The organism is Sphingomonas sp. Sph1(2015) (assembly GCF_001970915.1).
In the GTDB taxonomy this organism is placed as follows: Bacteria; Pseudomonadota; Alphaproteobacteria; order Sphingomonadales; family Sphingomonadaceae; genus Sphingomonas; species Sphingomonas parapaucimobilis.
The window spans coordinates 106711-126425 of sequence record NZ_MQUI01000007.1 but is presented as its reverse complement, the minus strand read 5'-3'; the positions used below and the strand labels follow the sequence as shown (position 1 = coordinate 126425).

Annotated in this window: 14 protein-coding genes; 8 read left to right on the top strand and 6 right to left on the bottom strand. The window is 66.9% G+C overall.

Annotation, left to right across the window (positions count from 1 at the left end; translation table 11 throughout):
- Positions 1-11: 11 nt before the first annotated feature.
- Complete coding sequence (locus BSZ14_RS05005; protein WP_042490388.1) at positions 12-3431, top strand: TonB-dependent receptor; 3420 nt, start codon at positions 12-14, stop codon at positions 3429-3431.
- A gap of 254 nt (positions 3432-3685) precedes the next feature.
- Here BSZ14_RS05005 and BSZ14_RS05000 read toward each other — a convergent pair whose 3' ends face one another.
- From BSZ14_RS05000 to BSZ14_RS04990, 3 genes are all read right to left on the bottom strand, one after another.
- Positions 3686-4264: a hypothetical protein gene (locus BSZ14_RS05000; protein WP_076710055.1), complete on the bottom strand. Its 579-nt coding sequence runs from the start codon at positions 4262-4264 to the stop codon at positions 3686-3688.
- Between the two features lie 106 nt (positions 4265-4370).
- The gene (locus tag BSZ14_RS04995; RefSeq protein WP_083748106.1) at positions 4371-6728 is read right to left on the bottom strand and encodes a glycoside hydrolase family 31 protein; all 2358 of its coding nucleotides are present in this window, start codon (positions 6726-6728) and stop codon (positions 4371-4373) included.
- A gap of 244 nt (positions 6729-6972) precedes the next feature.
- Entirely contained in the window at positions 6973-9021 is a 2049-nt protein-coding gene (locus BSZ14_RS04990) for a phosphocholine-specific phospholipase C (protein WP_076710054.1), read from the bottom strand.
- Positions 9022-9322: 301 nt separating this feature from the next.
- Here BSZ14_RS04990 and BSZ14_RS04985 point away from each other — a divergent pair, with 301 nt between their 5' ends.
- From BSZ14_RS04985 to BSZ14_RS04955, 7 genes are all read left to right on the top strand, one after another.
- Complete coding sequence (locus BSZ14_RS04985) at positions 9323-10174, top strand: TorF family putative porin (protein ID WP_076710053.1); 852 nt, start codon at positions 9323-9325, stop codon at positions 10172-10174.
- A gap of 109 nt (positions 10175-10283) precedes the next feature.
- The gene (gene kdpF, locus BSZ14_RS04980) at positions 10284-10373 is read left to right on the top strand and encodes a K(+)-transporting ATPase subunit F (RefSeq protein WP_037531783.1); all 90 of its coding nucleotides are present in this window, start codon (positions 10284-10286) and stop codon (positions 10371-10373) included.
- A 13-nt stretch (positions 10374-10386) separates the two neighbouring features.
- Positions 10387-12090: a potassium-transporting ATPase subunit KdpA gene (gene kdpA, locus BSZ14_RS04975; RefSeq protein WP_076710052.1), complete on the top strand. Its 1704-nt coding sequence runs from the start codon at positions 10387-10389 to the stop codon at positions 12088-12090.
- A 15-nt stretch (positions 12091-12105) separates the two neighbouring features.
- Positions 12106-14142, top strand: a complete 2037-nt coding sequence (gene kdpB, locus BSZ14_RS04970; protein ID WP_076710051.1) for a potassium-transporting ATPase subunit KdpB — start codon at positions 12106-12108, stop codon at positions 14140-14142.
- A 54-nt stretch (positions 14143-14196) separates the two neighbouring features.
- Positions 14197-14769, top strand: coding sequence for a potassium-transporting ATPase subunit KdpC (gene kdpC / locus BSZ14_RS04965; RefSeq protein ID WP_076710050.1), 573 nt, complete (start codon positions 14197-14199; stop codon positions 14767-14769).
- Positions 14766-17432 (top strand): sensor histidine kinase, encoded by a 2667-nt coding sequence (locus tag BSZ14_RS04960; protein ID WP_076710049.1) that lies wholly within the window; start codon positions 14766-14768, stop codon positions 17430-17432. Before kdpC ends, BSZ14_RS04960 begins: the two co-directional genes overlap by 4 nt.
- Positions 17432-18115: a response regulator transcription factor gene (locus BSZ14_RS04955; RefSeq protein ID WP_076710048.1), complete on the top strand. Its 684-nt coding sequence runs from the start codon at positions 17432-17434 to the stop codon at positions 18113-18115. The genes BSZ14_RS04960 and BSZ14_RS04955 overlap by 1 nt, the downstream gene beginning before the upstream one ends.
- A gap of 134 nt (positions 18116-18249) precedes the next feature.
- Here BSZ14_RS04955 and map read toward each other — a convergent pair whose 3' ends face one another.
- The 3 genes from map to BSZ14_RS04940 are packed head-to-tail and all read right to left on the bottom strand — an operon-like array spanning position 18250 to position 19625.
- A complete protein-coding gene (gene map / locus BSZ14_RS04950; protein WP_076710047.1) occupies positions 18250-19014 on the bottom strand; it encodes a type I methionyl aminopeptidase in 765 nt (254 codons plus the stop codon).
- Position 19015: 1 nt separating this feature from the next.
- The gene (locus tag BSZ14_RS04945; RefSeq protein ID WP_042490412.1) at positions 19016-19222 is read right to left on the bottom strand and encodes a ParD-like family protein; all 207 of its coding nucleotides are present in this window, start codon (positions 19220-19222) and stop codon (positions 19016-19018) included.
- 43 nt (positions 19223-19265) lie between these two features.
- On the bottom strand, positions 19266-19625 hold the full coding sequence (locus BSZ14_RS04940) for a YbaN family protein (protein ID WP_076710046.1): 360 nt from the start codon (positions 19623-19625) through the stop codon (positions 19266-19268).
- Between the last annotated feature and the right edge of the window lie 90 nt (positions 19626-19715).

Here is a 19715-nt window from a genome sequence, read left to right as displayed (position 1 = left end):
GGATGACCATCATGCGCAGCGCTGCGCCGCTCACTGCCAATGCCAATCGTTTTAATCGGCTCCTGCTCGGCGCTTCGGCCGGTGCCTTGTGCATCGCCGCGCTGACCACGCCCGCCTTCGCACAGACGACCACCGATCCCGACCAGAGCGCCAGTTCGCCGACCGGCGCGGTCGCAGGCCAGGGTACGGCCGGTTCGACGACGCCGCGCACCAGCGCCAGTGTCGAGGCCGCCGGCGCGCAGCCGCCCGCAGGCGATGACGTCGATACCGGCAAGGAAGTCGTCGTCACCGGCATCCGCCAGAGCCTGGCGAATGCGCAGACGATCAAGCGCAATTCCGACACCGTCGTCGACGCGATCACCGCCAGCGATATCGGTGCGCTGCCCGACCGCTCGGTCACCGAGGCGCTGCAGCGCGTGCCCGGCGTGTCGATCAGCCGCTTCGCCGCCGCCAACGATCCCGACCATTTCTCGGTCGAAGGCTCGGGCGTCGCGGTGCGCGGCCTGACCTTCGTCCGCTCCGAGTTCAACGGTCGCGACACCTTCTCGGCCGGTATCGGCGGCCAGGCGATCAACTTCTCGGACGTCCCCGCCGAACTGCTCGGCTCGGTCGAGGTCTACAAGAACGCCACCGCGGAACTGATCGAGGGCGGCCTGGCAGGGACCGTCAACCTGAATACCCGCAAGCCCTTCGACAACAAGGGTTTCCATGCGGGCTTCACCGCCGAAGCCAATTATGGCGACTTCAAGAAGAAGTGGTCGCCGACCGGATCGCTGCTGGTCAGCGACACCTGGGACACGGGCATCGGCCGGTTCGGCCTGCTGGGTAACGTGTCCTACTCGCGCGTCCGCAGCCGTGCGGACAGCGTTCAGGTCACCAATTTCCAGACCCGCGATAACATGCTCGCCCTTGCGGCGAACTCGACGAGCGCGACCGTTTGCCGCAATCCGTTGCCTGATACGGTCGATACTACGACCCTATCCGGGGCGGGTTCGGCTTGCGGTGCGGCCAGTACGGCCGGAGCGGACGGCAATCTCGACCCGGCTTCGCTGCGTTATGCGCCCATTGGAGGCCAGTTCCGTACGCAGGAATTCGATCGCAAGCGGGATGGCGTGGCACTGGCCGGCCAGTGGCAAAGCACCGACGAACGTACCGTGTTGACCGCGCAATATCTGCGGACCCATACGGTCAACGACACGTCGGAGCGGACTTTTGAAACCGCGCCCGATCTTGCCGAATACAGCACCTTCCCGATCGGCTGTCAGCCGAATTCCAATGGTCCATCGGGTACCGTTCGTGCCGAATGCCCTGTGGGTACGACAAAGAATTACGTGTTCGACAATAGCGGGCTGTTTCAGTCCGGATACATCACCGCGCCCGGTACCGGCCGCCGCGCGGCTTGCAACAACCCCGGACCTACCGCCAATCCGGCCACCTGTTTCGTGCCTAGCGGCGGTACGCAGCAGTCGCTCGCCCGTGGCATGACGCGGGACGAGAACACCGTCACCGATTTCGGCTTGAACCTCAAAACCCAGCTGGACGACCACTGGTCGGTCAACTTGGATGGCGATTATACCCGCGCCAAGAAGACGAGCACCGACTTCCGCGTATTCGGTTCGACCTTTGCCGATTCTGAGCTGGACATTTCGGGCAATCTGCCACGTGTCGTCCCGCATAAGCCGACGACGTTGATCTCAAACGGCGGCGTCATCAGTCCGGATCTCGCCGGTCAGACCGACGCGCAGTATTTTTCCAACCGCAACGTCCAGTTCTGGCGCGCGGCCATGGACCATCTGGAAGAGAGCAAGGGACGCGAATACGCGTTCAAGGCCGATGTCGACTATAAGTTCGACGACGGCAGCTTCCTGACCCATGCCAAATTCGGTGCACGCTATGCGGATCGCGCGTCGGAGGTTCGCTACACGACGTACAACTGGGGTGCGCTCTCCGAGGTTTGGTCGGGGAACAATCCCGTGTCCTTCGCGCAGGCGCCTGGGCAGACCGAATTCTACAGCTTCCCGAACTTCTTCCGGGGTGCGGTCAGCCCGCCGCCGGGTGCATATTACTATACCGGCGACATGACCGGCAATTATCAGCAGTCGGCCGCTTATCTGAAATCGATCGGCCAGCTTTGGCAGACGGCCAATGGCTCGGGCGCTGGAACCTGGGCACCGCTGGCAGAGCGTAGCGGTGTCGTAGCCGGAACGCCTTACCTGCCAGCCGAAATCCAGAATGTGTCGCAGCAGGACAAGAATGCCTATGCGCAGCTGAACTTCGCGACACCGGGCAATCTGTTCGGCAATGTCCGGATGAGCGGCAATGTCGGCGTCCGCTACGTACTGACCGACCTGACTTCGTCGGGCTTCATTGGCGCGCCGTCGCAACAGCAGACGCAGACCGATGGCACCTATGCCGTTCGCTGCCTGTCCAACACGTCTGCCACGCCCACTGGCATCTGTCGTCTGGGCGAGGCGGGCTATAATGCCATCCAGCGCTTCTCGACCGGGATCACCGTGCTCGATACGGCACGCCAGCAATATCATTACTGGCTGCCTAGCGCGAATTTGAAATTTGGTCTGGGTCGCGACGTCGTGCTGCGCCTGGCGGCGTCGAAGGTCATGACGCGTCCGGATTTTGCGAACATCCGCAACTTCCTGCAGCTGGGCTTCGACGCGAATAGCGGCCAGATCACGGCGACGGCGGGCAACCCGTACCTCAAGCCCGCGACCGCATGGCAGTTCGACGCGACCGTCGAATGGTATTTCGCCCGGGTCGGTCAGCTGTCGGTCGACGTGTTCTACAAGTCGGTGAAGGACTTCTTCTACCAGTCGGTCACCAACCGGAACATCACCAGCAACGGCGTTACGCAGTCGGTGCTGGTCCGTGGTCCGGCCAATTATGACGGCACCGGCAAGATCAAGGGCGCCGAGGTTGCGTATCAGCAGACCTTCGACTTCCTGCCGGGTCTGCTCAGCGGCTTCGGTGCCAGCGGCAGCTACACCTATATCGACAGCTCGGGCCTGCCCAATTCGTTCCTGAACGGCGGCGCGCCGGCCAGCACCTCGAACATCAAGCCGGGCAACATCCCGCTCGAGGGGCTGTCGAAGCACACGGTCAATGCGGCGCTGTTCTATGAAAAGGGGCCGATCTCGCTGCGTGCGGCGTATAACTGGCGTTCCAAGTATCTGCTGACCCCGGCGGACGTGATCTTCCCCTACACCTCCATCTACCAGGATGCGGGCGGGCAGCTGGACGCGTCGGCCTTCATCAACCTGAACAAGTACCTCAAGATCGGCGTGCAGGGCGTGAACCTGGCCAATCAGGTCATCAAGACCGAGCAGGCCTATATCAGCGGTTCGACCGCGACCGCGCCGCGCTCGTACATCGTCAACGACCGCCGCTTCTCGTTCGCGCTTCGCGGCACGTTCTGATGCGGCTGACCGGCCGGACCTCTGCGGTTCGGCCGGAATGACGGACGCAAAAAACCGCCCGCTTCCATGTTGGAGGCGGGCGGTTTTTCATGCGGGGATGTTTCTACCCTCCGTTCAGCCTGAGCGAAGTCGAAGGCCAAGGGAAGACTTCCGCCCAGAGGCTCATGTGAGGCGCGTACTTCGACTTCGCTTGGTGCGAACGGAGCGTGGGATTGGCAGTGACCGGGGCGATCGATGCCGCCCCGACCACCTGGTCAATTATGCGGCAGCTTCGACCGGTCGAAGCCCGGCCCCAGATCGATCAGAAAGGCCGGGCCAACCTCGATCACCTGCTTGGCCCCGGCCAGCTGCACGGTGATGTTCGCCTTGCCCGCCGCATAGGCCTGGGTCGCCACGCCCGAGACATAATAGCGTTTCCAGCTCGGGCCGACCTGCACCGGCTCGGTCGCGATGGGGGTATAGGGCGGCTCGGAGCCGCCTGCGCCGACCGGGATCGTCACCGGCGCGGTGTCGGTGGCGTTGGGTGCGCGCAGAAAGACCATGACCAGCATCGTGTCGCCCGCTGCGATCGGCTTGATCGTGGGATAGGCAGCACCACTGTCCCAAGGGTTGGCACCCGCCTTGCTGACCTTGATCTGCACGGCATTGCCGCCGGGAACCTCGGGGGCGGGGACCTGTTTGGCGCTCTGGTTGGGGCCATACGGTGCCCAGCCGATGCCGGGCGCGTTGACCGCCTTGTCGAAGATGCTGGGCTGGGCCACCGCGCCGGGGGCCGTCTGGGCGGCCGTTCCCGCGGGCAGGGCCGCGATCAGCAGGGCCACACATCCGATCATGATCCTTCTCCTCCTCTTTCGGCCGGTTTGTCCGGTCCGTCCACAAAAACGATTGTATGCGATGGGTTAGGAAAAGCCCGGCCCCTTTGGAGAGCCGGGCCTGATCTTACTGTCCGACGATCGTGACGAGCGGTTCGACCGGCTGGCCGGTGGGCAGGCGACCGCTGGCGGTCAGGCGGCGTGCACCATCGTCCCAGCGCAGGGTCGCGCTGTGCCCGCCCGTCTTATGCCAGGCGTTGGTGGTGCCGTCATCGTCATAGAGCGTGAAGCTCGCATCGCGACCGGGATAGACGCGGATGCTCGCCAGCCCTTGCACGGTCGCGGTGCTGGGCACGGCCACGCCCATCGGCACGATCGATCCGGCGCGTACGAAAAGCGGGATATGGTCGATCGGCGCGGCGGCCTCGATCCACTGGCCGCCAGTATGGCGCTTGTCCGTCCACCAGTCATACCAGTCGGTGCCGGTGGGCAGATACACGCGGCGCGTGGTCTGGCCCTGTTCGGTGACGGGCGCGACCAGGAAGGCGGGGCCGAACATATATTCGTCGCCCAGATCCTTCACGACCGGGTCGTTCGGAAAGTCCATGAACAGCGCGCGCATGAAGGGCGCGCCGGTCTGGCTCGTCTGTCGTCCCAGCGCATAGAGATAGGGTATCAGCGCGTAACGCAGCCGCAGGATATTCGCCAGGATCGGCTCGGCGGCGGTGCCATAGTCCCACAATGCCGTGCCCGGTCGCTGGCCATGGATGCGCAGCGTGGGCGTGAAGGCGTTATACTGGAACCAGCGGACGAACAGCTCCGGGTAATCGCGGTAGGACGGCGCCATCGCGGTCGCCCCCGCCGGATCGACCAGCACCGGGCGTTGCGCTTCCGGTCCGTTGGGCCATTGCCAGCCGCCGGTGTCGCTCGACCAATAGGCGATGCCGCTGGCCGTCATGCCGAGGCCCGCCGGCACCTGACGGCGCAGCGCTTCCCAGTTGGACTGCACGTCCGACGACCAGAACAGGCAGCCATTGGCCTGGGTCCCCAGATAGGCGGCGCGGCACAGGATCAGGTTGCGCTTGTCCGGCCGGTCTCGCGCCGATCCTTCGGCGACGCTGGAGGTGTGGAGCAGCGGATAGACGTTGCGATAGCGATCGCCCGAGCCGATCGAAAAGAAATGCCCCTCCGGCACCAGATCCGGCTCGGTCTCGTCCAGCCAGGCATAGTCGAAGCTCTTGGAAAAGATGTTGTCGCGGATCTTGCCCCAGAACCAGGCGCGCGCCTCCGGATTGGTGCTGTCGATCAGCGCGCCTGCGCGGTCCGAGCGGATCGGCAGCCCGTCGACCGGGTTGCCGTCCCTGTCCTTCATCAGCCAGCCCTTGGCCGCCAGCGTGTCGAACCAGCGGCTTTCCCGCTCGAAACGCGGCCAGATGCTGATGATGCTCTGCATCCCCATCGACTTGAGATGCGCATTCATCCCCGCCGGATCGGGAAAGGCGGTGCGGTCGATGTCGAGCTGCCCCATCCGCGTCCAGTAGAACCAGTCGAGCACCATGATGTCGAGCGGCAGACCGCGCTTGCGGTATCCGTCGGCGATCTCGGTCAGCTGGCCCTGCGTCTCGTAGCGCGCCTTGCTCTGAATCAGGCCGAACGCGGCCTTGGGCGGCAGCGGCGTCGCGCCGGTCAGGCGGGCATAACCGGCGTACAGCTCATCGGTCGTCTTGCCTGCGATCACGAAGAAGGACACCCGCTCGCCGACATTCGAGGCGAACTTCGTGGCGTTCAGCAGGCCGGGCGAGACGGTCGTCGCGGACGGATTGTCCCACAGGATCGCATAGCCCTTGTCCGTCACCATGAATGGCACGCAGACGGACTCGCCGCCGGGGCGGTCATAATCGTGGCGGCAATCGATGGTGCGCCCGCGCAGGTCGAGCACGCCGTCCTGATACTGGCCCAGCCCGTAATAATGCGTGTCGGGCGTGTCGGAGAAGCTGGCGCCGACGCGGAAGGTCTTTTCGTCCGAGACGGTGTGCGGCGCCTTTTCCCAGCCGTTCATGCGGGTCAGCGGCTTGCCGTCTGCGCCTGCGAAGCTGATCGACACGGGCGGCAGCGAGGGCGCGAAATAGCGCTCCATCTGGCTCGGCGGCTTGGGCCAGGGCTGGGCTGCGACCGTCACGGTCATGCCGGAAGAGGCAAAGACGTCGCCGGTCGCATCGGCGCGATGCGACCAGCCTGCCGCGTCGCTCCTGGCGATCAGGCCATAGCCGGGCTTGGCCTCTGCTTCGGCGCGGTCGGTGGCGATGGTGACGCGAACGATGCCGGGGCCGTAAGGCTCGACCGAGACGAGCGCGCCGTTGCGCTCGACGGTCGCAATCGGATCGGCCGTCAGGGCGAGAGGGGCGACACCCGCGAGCAGCGCGGATGCGGCGCAGGCCCACCGCCAGTGACGACCGGACACCGTGGCGCGCGTTTTGCCCCGCATGAAACCTCCCCCCTGAAATAAACAAACTGTTTTGCGTATTCGCCACCCTATCGCTGGTCCGGTGGGTGGGAAAGGGGGAATGGAGCGCGATGACGTTCGATTGAGGCACCCCTCCCCTTCAGGGGAGGGGCCGGGGGTGGGGCGTAACCGCAAGCACAGCGTTTGTTGCGAGGCCCTACCCCAACCCCTCCCCTGAAGGGGAGGGGCTTAGCTCGGTTCCATACCCCGCCGTCTTGCTTGAAGGTCAGCTGCGGAACGGATCGCTGACCGTCGCGCGGCCGGGCCGGTCCTGCCGTCCCGCCAGTCGTAGGCGATAATGCGGGTCGCTGGCGCGGGTCAGCGTCACGTCATACCAACCCAGGTCCTTGTCGAGCGACCAGCGGTGGCGGCCGGGCTTGAGCGGGATGGGCGGGGGCGCGGTCTTGCCGGGTTCGGGGCGGACGATCGACAGGTCGCTGAGGCCGGGCGGGACGATCAGGGTCAGGCCGTCGTCATCGACCCGATGCTGCACCTTTGTCGTCACGTCATGCCCGGCGAAATGGCGGTGGAAGCCGTTCGGGCCGAGCACCCACAGGTCATGAACGGTCGGCCAGACATCCTCCAGCTGCGTGCCCGCCGCCAGCACATAGCGGCGCGGTGCCCGGTCCAGCGCGTGCCGGTCATAGACATGAAAGACCGCGCCTGCGCCCTCCGCCCGGAAGCGCAGCCGAACGCCCGCGGGATCGACGATATGTTGCACATCCAGTCGGTAGGGCAGGGGCCGGGCGCGGCGGATGCCCGGCTCCTGCTCGGGCGCGCCGGGCGAGGCGGGGGCCTGCGGGTTGACCTGGCCCTTGATCGCCGCTGCGCGGACCGCTTGCTCGCGCGGATCGGGCAGGCGGGGTGTCGCGGTATCGCTCCCGGCAAAGTCGAACGCGCTGGTCAGGTCGCCGCACACCGCACGCCGCCAGGGGGCGATATTGGGTTCGTGAAAGCCGAACCGCGTTTCCAGGAAGCGGATGACGCTGGTGTGGTCAAAGACTTGCGAATTGACCCAGCCGCCCCGGCTCCACGGCGAAACCACATACATGGGCACGCGCGGGCCGAGGCCATAGGGGCGACCGCGATAGGCGGGTTTGTCGATATCGGCGTCGCCGGTCGAGGCCACGTCATGATAGGCCCCCGCCAGATCGACCGTCGAGCCGCCCAGCACCGTTCCATCGCCCGCGCGCGACGGTGGGGCGGGCGGCGGGACATGGTCGAAGAACCCGTCATTCTCATCGAACATCACGAACAGCGCGGTGCGCGCCCAGACCTTCGGATCGGCGGTCAGCGCGTCGAGCAGCTCGGCGGTATAGGCCGCACCCTGCGCCGGGCTGGAGGGATTGGGATGCTCCGACCCGGCGGCGGTGGCGATGACATAGGACACTTGCGGCAGTCGCCCGGCCAGCACATCGGCCTTCAGTACGTCCAGCCCGCGTGTGGTCAACGCCCGGTCCTTCAGTTCGGGATCGCCGCGTCCGTGATGCGCCTCGCGGTAAGCGTGAAAGCCGACCAGCGGATTGTCGGTGAAATTATCCGCCATGTCCTGATAGATGCGCCAGTCGATCCCCGCGGCCTGCATCCGCTCGGGCACGGTGGTCCAGCGGTACGGCTCGGCCGCGCCGCCATTCTCGACAAAGCTGTCATGCGAATTGCCGATCGCCGGACCGCCCGCCTCGCCCGAAGGATCGTTGGTGCCGCTCCACAGGAACAGCCGGTTGGTGTTGGTCCCGGTCTGCACCGCGCAGTGATAGGCGTCGCAGAGGGTGAAGGCTTCGGCCAGCGCGAACTGGAAGGGCAGGTCGGCACGGGCATAATGGCCCATCGCGCGCTGGTGCTTCGCCTCGGGCCAGTGCGCCATGCGGCCTTCGTCCCAGGCGGCCTGCGCATCGGGCCAGGTGTGCGGCGTGCCCTCCATGCGCATCAGCGCGAAGTGTTTGTCGGTGTCGAGATGGAAGGGCGAGACGAGGCGCGGGCCGCCCTCGGCCTTGCGGTCCAGTTGTTGCCAGACGGTACGCGGTTCGCCGTCCGACGACGCGACCGGGATAGGGAAGCGGTCGCCGAACCCGCGCACGCCGCGCAGCGTGCCGAAATAATGATCGAAGCCGCGATTTTCCTGCATCAGGATGACGACATGCTCGACGTCGCGGATGGTCCCGGTCCGCCGGTCGGGCGCGATGGCGGCGGCGCGGGCGATGGCGGGGGGCAGGGCTCCGGCACCGGCGAGGGCGGCACCGGCGGAAAGGAGGGCGCGGCGGGATAATGTGACCATGTCCCGCTATGGCCGAGATCGTTGACGTTTTGGTGACGGGCCATTCCTCCCCTGCAAGGGGAGGGGGACCGCCGCGAAGCGGTGGTGGAGGGGGATCTCCACAAAGTTCAACCCGTGTGGAAGCCCCCCTCCACCAGCTTCGCTGGTCCCCCTCCCCGTACCGGGGAGGATTGGGGCCAACTATACGCCGTCTATATGCGAAACCGGGGGATCACCCTCGAATTGCTACGCCCCACGCGCCTAATTGCTCGGCCCTGGAGGTCGCCCCACTCATCCCGGCGGCCTGTCCATAGGGGCATATATGAAGACCATCACCATTTGCGCCGCCACGGCGCTGTTCGTGCTTCCGGCCGCCGCATCGGCGCAGACCGCCGAGACCGCGCCGCCGCCGCCCGTCACCGTCAGCGGTTCGGCCGCGATCGTCTCCGACTATCGCCTGCGCGGCATTTCGCAGTCGGACACGCATATGGCGGTGCAGGCGGGCATCACGGCCACCCATGAAAGCGGCCTCTATGTCGGCACCTGGGCGTCGAACCTTGCGGGGTGGGGCACGTTCGGCGGCGCGAACATGGAGCTGGACCTGATCGGGGGGTACAAGACCAAGGTCAGCGCGACCGGCACGCTGGATGTCGGCCTGACCTGGTACATGTATCCGGGCGGTGCGAACAAGACCGACTATGCCGAGCCTTTCGCCAAGCTGTCGGGAACGACCGGCCCGGTCTCGCTGACTGCCGGTGTCGCCTATGCGCCCAGGCAGCAGGCGATCGGCAAGTGGTATAACAACGGCGCCAGCGCTGCCGCCGGTGTCTATGACCGTCCCGGCGCGAAGAGCGACAACCTCTATCTCTGGGGCGACGGCGCAGCGGCGATCACCGGCACGCCGTTCACCGCCAAGGCGCATATCGGCCATAGCTGGGGCATGGACGGCCTGGGTCCCAACGCCACCGCCCCGACGCCGACCGGCGATTATTGGGACTGGTCGCTGGGCGCGGATACGAGCTGGCGCAACCTGACGCTGGGCCTGTCGTGGGTCGACACCAACATTTCCGACCGCAAGGCCGCCTATCTGCGGCCGAGCTTCAGCAAGGGGCAGGACGGCACCGGCAATATCGCGGGCAGCACCTTCCTCGCCACCCTCACCGCCGGTTTCTGAGGAGCATCGCACATGGACGATCTGATCTGGCTGTTGGTCATGGCGGGCTTGGTGGCGGCGACGCTCGCCTATGCCCGGCTGTGCGACCACGCGTGAGGGGGTGGAGACCATGACCCTCGACCTCTGGCTGGCGGCGCTGACCGCGCTCGGCCTTCTCGTCTATCTGGTGGCGGTGCTGATCCGCCCCGAACGTTTCTGAAGGGGGCGGCATCATGACGCTTCAAGGATGGGCCTTGATACTGGGCTTCGTCGGGCTCCTGCTCGCGCTGACCAAACCGGTCGGCGCGTGGCTGTTCGCGCTCTATGAGGGGCGGCGCACGCCACTTCATGTCGTACTCGGCCCCGTCGAGCGCGGCTTCTACAAGCTGGCGGGCATCGACCCGAACGCGCAGCAGGGCTGGCGGCGTTATGCGCTGCACATGCTGATCTTCAACGTCGCGTTGATGGTCCTGACCTATGCGGTGCTGCGCCTGCAATTCTACCTGCCGGGCAACCCGCAGGGGCTGGCCGGGCTGACCCCGCATCTGGCGTTCAATACCGCGATCAGCTTCACCACCAATACCAACTGGCAAAGCTATGGCGGCGAGTCGACCATGTCGAACCTGTCGCAGATGCTCGGCCTGACCATCCACAACTTCCTGTCGGCGGCGACCGGCATCGCGCTGGCCTTTGCGCTGTTTCGCGGGTTCGCAGGGCGTGAGACGAAGCATCTCGGCAATTTCTGGGCCGATGTGACGCGCATCACCCTGTACCTGCTGCTGCCGCTCTGCGTCGTCTACACCGTCTTCCTGATCGCCAGCGGCGTGCCGCAGACCATGGCCGGTGTCGTCAATATCGACACGCTGGAGGGCGTGCGCCAGTCAATCCTGCTCGGTCCGGTGGCCAGCCAGGAAGCGATCAAGATGCTCGGCACCAATGGTGGCGGCTTCTTCAACGCCAACAGCGCGCATCCGTTCGAGAACCCGACCGCGCTGACCAACTTCGTCCAGATGCTGTCGATCTTCACGATCGGCTTCGGCCTGACCTGGTGCTTCGGCAAGGCGGTCGGCAATACGCGCCAGGGCTGGGCGATCCTGTCGGCGATGATCCTGCTGTTCCTGGGCGGTGTGACCGTGGCCTATTGGGCGGAAGCGGCGGGCAACCCGGTGCTGCACCAGCTGGGCGTCGCGGGCGGCAATATGGAGGGCAAGGAGGTCCGCTTCGGCGTCGCCGCCTCGGCCCTGTTCGCGGCCGTCACCACGGCGGCGTCGTGCGGCGCGGTCAATGCGATGCATGACAGCTTCACCGCGCTGGGCGGCATGATCCCGCTGTTCAACATGCAGCTGGGCGAGGTCGTCATCGGCGGCGTCGGTGCGGGCATCTATGGCTTCCTGCTGTTCGCCATCCTCGCGGTGTTCGTCGCAGGGCTGATGGTCGGCCGCACCCCCGAATATGTCGGCAAGAAGATCGAGAGCCGCGAGGTGAAACTCGCCGTCCTCGCTATCGCTGTGCTGCCGCTGTTCATTCTGGGGATGACTGCGCTGTCGTGCGTGACGGGGCAGGGGCTGGCCGGACCACTCAACAAGGGACCGCATGGCTTTGGCGAAATCCTCTATGCCTTCACCAGTGCTGTCGCGAACAACGGTTCGGCCTTTGGCGGCCTGACCGCCTCGACCCCCTGGTATGACGGCCTGCTGGGCGTCGCCATGTGGGTAGGCCGCTTCTTCATCATCGTGCCGATGCTCGCCATTGCAGGCAGTCTGGCCGCGAAGAAGCATGTTCCGGCCTCTGCGGGCTCCTTCCCGACCACGGGTGTGCTGTGGATCGGTCTGCTCGTCGGCATCGTGCTGGTGCTGGGCGGCCTGACCTTCCTGCCGAGCCTCGCCCTGGGTCCCATCGCCGATCATCTCGCGATGATCCGCGGTCAACTCTTCTGATCGGGAGCGCCTGTCATGGCCCATTCCCCTACCAAGAGCCTGTTCACCGCCGAGCTGGTGCTCCCGGCGATCAAGGCGTCGTTCGTCAAACTCAATCCGCGCGAGCTGATCCGCAATCCGGTGATGTTCGTGACCGCCGTGGTCGCGTCGCTGCTGACCGTCCTGCTCGTCGTCGGGCATGACGGGCTGACCACCGGGTTCAAGCTGCAACTCGTCGTCTGGCTGTGGCTGACCGTGCTGTTCGGCACCTTTGCCGAGGCGCTGGCCGAAGGGCGCGGCAAGGCACAGGCGGCGTCTCTGCGCGCCGCCAAGGCCGAACTCACTGCCAAGCGGCTGAAGGGCGCTGGCCAGGAGTGGGAGAATGTCCCCGCCAGCGCGCTGAAGATCGGCGACGTGGTGCTGGTCGAGACCGGCGACCTGATCCCCTCCGACGGCGAAGTCGTCGCGGGTGTGGCCAGCGTCAACGAAGCCGCGATCACCGGCGAAAGCGCGCCGGTCATCCGCGAGGCGGGCGGCGACCGTTCGGCGGTGACGGCGGGCACGCGCGTCATCTCGGACGAGATCCGGGTGCGCGTCACCGTCAATCCGGGCCAGGGTTTCCTCGACCGCATGATCGCGCTGGTCGAAGGTGCCGAGCGTCAGAAGACCCCGAACGAGGTGGCGCTGACCATCCTGCTCGTCGGGCTGACCATCATCTTCCTGATCGCGGTCGGCACCATTCCGGGCTTCGCTTCTTTCGCGGGCGGCAGCATCCCGGTGGCGATCCTGGCGGCGCTGCTCATCACCCTGATCCCGACGACCATCGCAGCGCTGCTGTCGGCGATCGGTATCGCGGGCATGGACCGTCTGGTCCGCTTCAACGTGCTCGCCAAGTCGGGCCGTGCGGTCGAGGCGGCGGGCGACGTCGATGTGCTGCTGCTCGACAAGACGGGCACCATCACCATCGGCGACCGTCAGGCGAGCGAGTTCCGTGCCGTCGGCGGCTTGGACGTCGATGCACTGGCCGAAGCGGCGTTGATGGCGAGTCTTGCCGACGAAACCCCCGAGGGCCGCTCGATCGTCGTTCTGGCGCGCGAGCAGTTCAAGGTGTCGGTCGCCAGCCTGCCCGCCGATGCCGAGATCATTCCCTTTACCGCCCAGACCCGCATCTCGGGTGTGAAGGTCGGCGACCGGCTGATCCAGAAGGGCGCGGTCGACTCGATCCTGCGCGCCCATCCGGGCGTGGGCGAGACGGCGGCGGCGACCCAGCTGCGCCGCATCACCGACGAGATCGCGCGCGCGGGTGGAACCCCGCTGGCGGTGGCGGAAAATGGCCGGTTGCTGGGCGCCATCTTCCTGAAGGACGTCGTCAAGGCGGGCATCCGCGAACGTTTCGGCGAGCTGCGCCGCATGGGCATCCGCACGGTGATGATCACCGGCGACAACCCCCTGACCGCCGCCGCCATTGCCGCCGAGGCGGGCGTCGACGATTTCCTCGCGCAAGCCACGCCGGAGGACAAGCTGGCGCTGATCCGCCAGGAACAGCAAGGCGGCAAGCTGGTCGCGATGTGCGGCGACGGCACCAACGATGCGCCAGCACTCGCGCAGGCGGATGTCGGTGTGGCGATGAACACCGGCACCCAGGCCGCACGCGAGGCGGGCAACATGGTCGATCTGGACAGCGATCCGACCAAGCTGATCGAGGTCGTCGGCCTCGGCAAGCAGTTGCTGATGACGCGCGGGGCACTGACGACCTTCTCGGTCGCCAATGACGTGGCGAAGTATTTCGCGATCATCCCGGCGATGTTCGTGGCGCTCTATCCGGGTCTCGGCGTGCTGAACGTCATGGGTCTGGCGACGCCGCAATCGGCGATCCTGTCGGCGATCATCTTCAACGCGCTCATTATCCCGCTGCTCGTGCCGCTGGCGCTGAAGGGGGTGGCCTACAAGCCGATGGGGGCGGGGCCGCTGCTGGCGCGCAACCTCGCCGTCTATGGTTTGGGCGGCCTGATCGCGCCGTTCGTCGGCATCAAGATCATCGACCTTGTGGTCGGTGGCCTGGGCCTGGCGTGATCTGACAGTAAAAGCCCCTCCCCTGAAGGGGAGGGGCTAAAGGAAGGAAGCATCATGAATACGGACATCACTTCCGCATTTCGGCCCGCGATCGTCATGACGATCCTGTTCGCGATCCTGCTCGGCCTGGTCTATCCTCTGGCCATGACCGGCATCGGACAGACGATTTTCCCACATCAGGCCAATGGCAGCTTGGTGCAGATCGGGGGGCGCGTGATCGGCTCCGAGGTCGTGGGGCAAGCCTTCGTCAGCGACCGCTATTTCCAGACGCGTCCTTCGGCGGCGGGCAAGGGCTATGACGGGCTGGCCTCGTCGGGCTCGAACCTGGGGCCGACCTCGCAAGCGCTGGTCGACCGGGTGAAGGCGGACGTCGCCAAGCGTCGCGCCGAGGGCGTGATGGGGCCGATCCCTGCCGATCTCGTGACCGCCAGCGGTTCGGGCCTCGACCCCGATCTGTCGCCCGAAGCGGCATTGGCGCAGGCCGCGCGCATCGCCCGCGTCCGTGGCCTGGGCGTCGAGAAGGTCCGCGCGATGGTCGTCGCCAGGACCGAGGACTCCATGCTCGGCGACCCGCACGTCAACGTCCTCGCCCTCAACCGCGCGCTGGACGCTGCTTCCCAGCGATGACGGCAGGCGAGCCGCGCCCCGATCCCGACGCCCTGCTGCGCGCCGCCGAGCGCGAGGGGCGCGGCCGCCTGAAGATCTTCCTGGGGGCAGCCCCCGGCGTCGGCAAGACGTTCGAGATGCTGTCCGAGGGTGCCGCCCGGCGACGCGACGGCGTGGATGTCGTCGTCGCGGTCGTCGAAACCCATGGTCGGGTCGAGACCGAGGCGCTGGTCCGGGGGCAGGAGGTCATGCCCCGTCGCGCCGTCCCCTATGAGGGGCGGACGCTGCACGAGATGGATATCGACGCGATCCTCGCCCGCGCGCCGCGCCTCGCGCTGGTCGACGAACTGGCGCACACCAATGCGCCGGGCAGCCGCCATCCCAAACGCTATCAGGATGTCGAGGAGCTGCTGGCGGCGGGGATCGACGTCTATTCCACCGTCAACATCCAGCACGTCGAAAGCCTGAACGACGTCGTCGCCAGCTTCACGCGTGTCCGCGTGCGCGAGACGGTGCCCGACCGCATATTGGAGGCCGCCGAGATCGAGGTGGTCGACATCCCGCCCGACGAGCTGATCGAGCGGTTGAAGGCGGGCAAGGTCTATCTGCCGCAGGAAGCGACGCGGGCGCTGTCGCATTTCTTCTCCAAGTCCAACCTGTCGGCGTTGCGCGAACTGGCGCTGCGGCGCGCGGCGCAGGCGGTCGATGCGCAGATGCTCGACCATGTGCGCTCGCTCGGCGTTGGCGGGCAATGGGCGGCGGGCGAGCGGCTGGTCGTCGCGGTCAGCGAACTGCCCGGCGCCGACGAACTGGTCCGCGCCGCCAAGCGTGCGGCGGATGCCCTGCGCGCGCCCTGGACCGCGCTGTTCATCGACACGCCGCGCACCGCGACGCTGGGCGAGGCGCAGCACCGGCGGCTGGCGGCGACGATGACGCTGGCGACGCAACTGGGGGCGGCGGTGGCCACCGTGCCCGCCCCCAGCGTGGTCGAGGGCATCCGCGCCTTCCTGACCGATGCGCGCGCCACGCAGCTGGTCGTCGGCAAGGCCAAGCGCTCGCGCTGGTTCGAGCTGCGCCACGGCTCGGTGGTCGACCGGCTGGTGCGTGAGACGCCGGGTGTCACCGTCCATGTCCTGCCGGTCGGCGAAGCGCCGGTCGAGCGGGAGCGGACCCGGCGGCGCGGGCAATGGGGATCGCCCATCGGCTATGGCCTGACGCTGCTCGGCGTCGCCGCCGTGACGGCGCTGGCGAGCGCGTTGTTCCACATCCTCAACCTCGGCAATGTCGCGCTGCTCTATCTGCTGCCGGTCATGGCGGCGGCGAGCCTCTATGGGCTGCGCACCGGCCTGTTCGCCGGGATCGCGTCGAGCCTGGCGTACAATTTCTTCTTCCTGCCCCCCGTGGGCACGTTGAGCGTCAGCAATCCCGAGAATATCATCTCGATCTTCGTCCTGCTGGGCGTGGCCGTCGCGACCAGCCAGCTGACCTCGCGCGTCCGCGCACAGGCCGACCTGGCGGCGGCGAGCGCGCGCGACAATGCGACACTGGCGGGGTTCCTTCACCGCCTGAGCGGTCTGGCCGACCCGGCCGAGGCGTCGCGCGTGATCTGCGAAGACATTGCCCGGCTGTTCGAGGTGCAGGCGGTGCTGCTGACCCCGTCGCCCGCCGGGCTGGCGGTGCAGGCGGCCACCAAGCCCGATTATCGGCTGGAAACGATGGAGATGGCCGCCGCGCACTGGGCGTTCGACACCGGCACGCCCGCAGGCAAGGGATCGGCCACGCTGGCCGCGTCCGAATGGTTGTTCCAGCCGCTCAAGGCGGGCAACCGGACGCTTGCGGTGCTGGGCCTGGCCAAGGATGCGGGGGGCGAGCCGGTGCGCGCCGATCGCCTGCCGCTGCTGACCGGGTTGATCGACCAGGCCGCGCTGATCCTGGAACGGCTGCGGCTGGAGGCGGAAGTGCGCGACGTCGATGCGGTGCGCACCCGCGACCGGCTTCGCGCGGCGTTGCTGTCCTCGGTCAGCCATGACCTGCGCACGCCGCTGACTGCCGTGATGGCCGCCGCCGCGCAGTTGCGACAGGGTACGACGCCCGACCTGATCGCCACCATCGAGGGGGAGGCGGCGCGGCTCAACCGCTTCGTCGCCAATCTGCTCGACATGGCCCGCGTCGAGGCGGGCGCGCTCAAGCTGAAGATTGAGGCGATCGACCTCAGCGACGCGGTGACGGGCGCGGCGCACGACGCCCGCCGTGCGCTGGAGGGGCATTCGGTGCGGCTCGACGTGCCGCCCGACCTGCCGCTGGTCCGCGCCGACCCGCAATTGCTGCACCATTGCCTGCTCAACCTGCTTGACAATGCCGGGCGTTACGGCGATCCGGGGACCGAGATCGTGATCGAGGGGCGGCACCGCCACGGCACGTTGCGCCTGTCGGTCCTCGACCACGGCCCCGGCCTGCCGCCGGGCCGCGAGAATGAGGTGTTCGAGACGTTCCGGCGGCTGGAAGGCTCCGACCGGGTGGCGGGCGGCACCGGCCTGGGCCTCGCCATCGTCAAGGCCTTTGCCGAGGCCATGGGGCTGGGCGTAGAGGCGGGCAATCGCGAGGATGGCGAGGGTGCGGCCTTCGCGCTCTGCTTCCCGCGCGACCATATCATGCGCGACGGCGCACCGGAGGGAATGGCCTGATGCCCGCGACGATCCTGGTGGTGGACGATGAAGTCGCGATCCGCCGCCTGCTGCGCAACACGCTGGAACAGGCCGGGCATCTGGTGGTCGAGGCGCGCGACGGGCGCGAGGCGCTGGCGCGCGCGGCGGCGGATCATCCCGATGCGGTGCTGCTCGACCTGGGGCTGCCCGACCGCGACGGGTTGAGCCTGATCCCGCTGTTGCGTGGGCCTGCGCGGGTGATCCTGGTCGTCTCGGCACGCGAGGCGACCGACGAAAAGGTCGCCGCGCTCGACCTGGGCGCAGATGACTATGTCACCAAGCCGTTCGACAGCGAGGAATTGCTGGCGCGGCTGCGCGTGGCGCTGCGCCACCGACGCGCGGCGGAGGCGGCGCCCAGCGTGGTGCGGACCGGCGACCTGGCGATCGATCTCGACCGGCGCGTCGTCACGCGCGGGGGCGAGGAACAGCATCTGACCCGCAAGGAATATGACGTGCTGGCGATGCTGGCGCGGCATCCGGGGCGGGTGGTGACGCATGACAAGATCATCGACGCCGCCTGGGGCGGGGACGAGGATCCGCGCATCGATTACCTGCGCATCGTCGTGCGCAACCTGCGCCAGAAGCTGGAAGCGCCGCAGCCGGTGGGGAGCGTCATCGCGAACGAACTGGGCGTGGGGTATCGATTGCGGGTGGAGGGGTGAGAATCCTCCCCGGTACGGGGAGGTGGCAGCGCGGAGCGCTGACGGAGGGGGCGTGCCTCCGAGTGCGTCCTTTGTGGCACGCCCCCTCCACCAGCTTCGCTGGTCCCCCTCCCCGTGCCGGGGAGGATTGTGGGTCAGCCCACCGTCTCACCTGTCCGCAGGGTCAATACCTCGACCCCGGTCTTCGTCACCGCGACCGTGTGCTCGAACTGCGCCGAGAGCTTCCCGTCATCGGTCACGACCGTCCAGCCATCGTCGCTGGTCGACACCTTGCGTGTGCCCTGGTTGATCATCGGCTCGATGGTGAAGGTCATGCCCTCGCGCAAAGGCACGCCCGTGCCCGGCCGCCCGAAGTGCATGACGTCGGGCGCCTCGTGCATTTCGCGCCCGATGCCGTGGCCGCAATAGTCGCGGACCACCGAATAGCCGTTCGCCTTGGCATGTTTCTCGATCGCCGCGCCCACATCGCCCAGCCGCGCGCCGGGGCGGACCTGTTTGATGCCCTTCCACATCGCTTCCTGCGTCACGCGGACCAGCCGTTTCGCGCCCGGCGACACCTCACCGACCATATAGGTCTTGCTGGAATCCGCGATGAAGCCGTTCTTTTCCAGCGTGATGTCGAGATTGACGATGTCGCCGTCCCTCACCACGTCCTCCGCGCTCGGCACGCCGTGACAGACGACCTGGTTGATCGAGCTGTTGAGCACATAGGCGAAGCCGTACTGCCCCTTGCTCGCAGGCCGCGCGGACAGGTCGTGGGTGATGTAGCGTTCGACCAGATCGTTGATCGCCAGCGTCGACATGTCGGACAGGCTCACCCCGTCGAGCATCTCGAACACCTGCGCCAGCAAGCGCCCGGAGACGCGCATTAGCGCCAATTCCTCTGCCGTCTTCACCATGTCAGGCGACCAAAGGTTGCGAGAGGGGAAAATCGGCGGCGGCCATCTGCGCCTTCACGATCTCGTGGAAGCTCAGCGTCGGATTGGCCTCGGCCAACATGCCCATCTTCATCCAGAACTCGGCCTGCGCATTGATCGAGCGGCACATGACGGTGCTGGCGCGGCGGACCTCTTCGTGAAGCTGGTCGTCGATTTTTACGATACCCATATATGAAGCGCATATGCTTCGTATATGGATTGCGCAAGCCGGGTCAGGCGGTGGGTCGGGTCAGGACGAAGGCCGCGCAGCCCGCCATGACGGCGGCGACCAGCAAGGCCAGTGGCCAGTGAGGGCGTGCGCCCAGCCAGAAAAGGCCATAGCCCAGCGTCATGCCGCCGCACGCCATCGCCTTGCCCCGCCGCCCGATCGCGCCATGCTCCCGCCACGCGCGCAAGGTCGGGCCGAAGCGCGGATGGTCGAGCAGCCACGCTTCCAGCCGGGGCGAGGAGCGCGCGAAACAGCCCGCCGCCAGGATCAGGAAGATCGTCGTCGGCATCAGCGGTAGGATCGCCCCGATCACGCCAAGTGCGACGAACAAGCATCCCAGGATGAGCCAGCCGAGCCGTATCATGCGCGATGCGTAGCGGGGTGTGGGGGTGGGGGGAAGCGATGTTTAGGCCGCCACCTTCGCCAAAAGCACGCCCCCTCCCGCAGGCGAGTT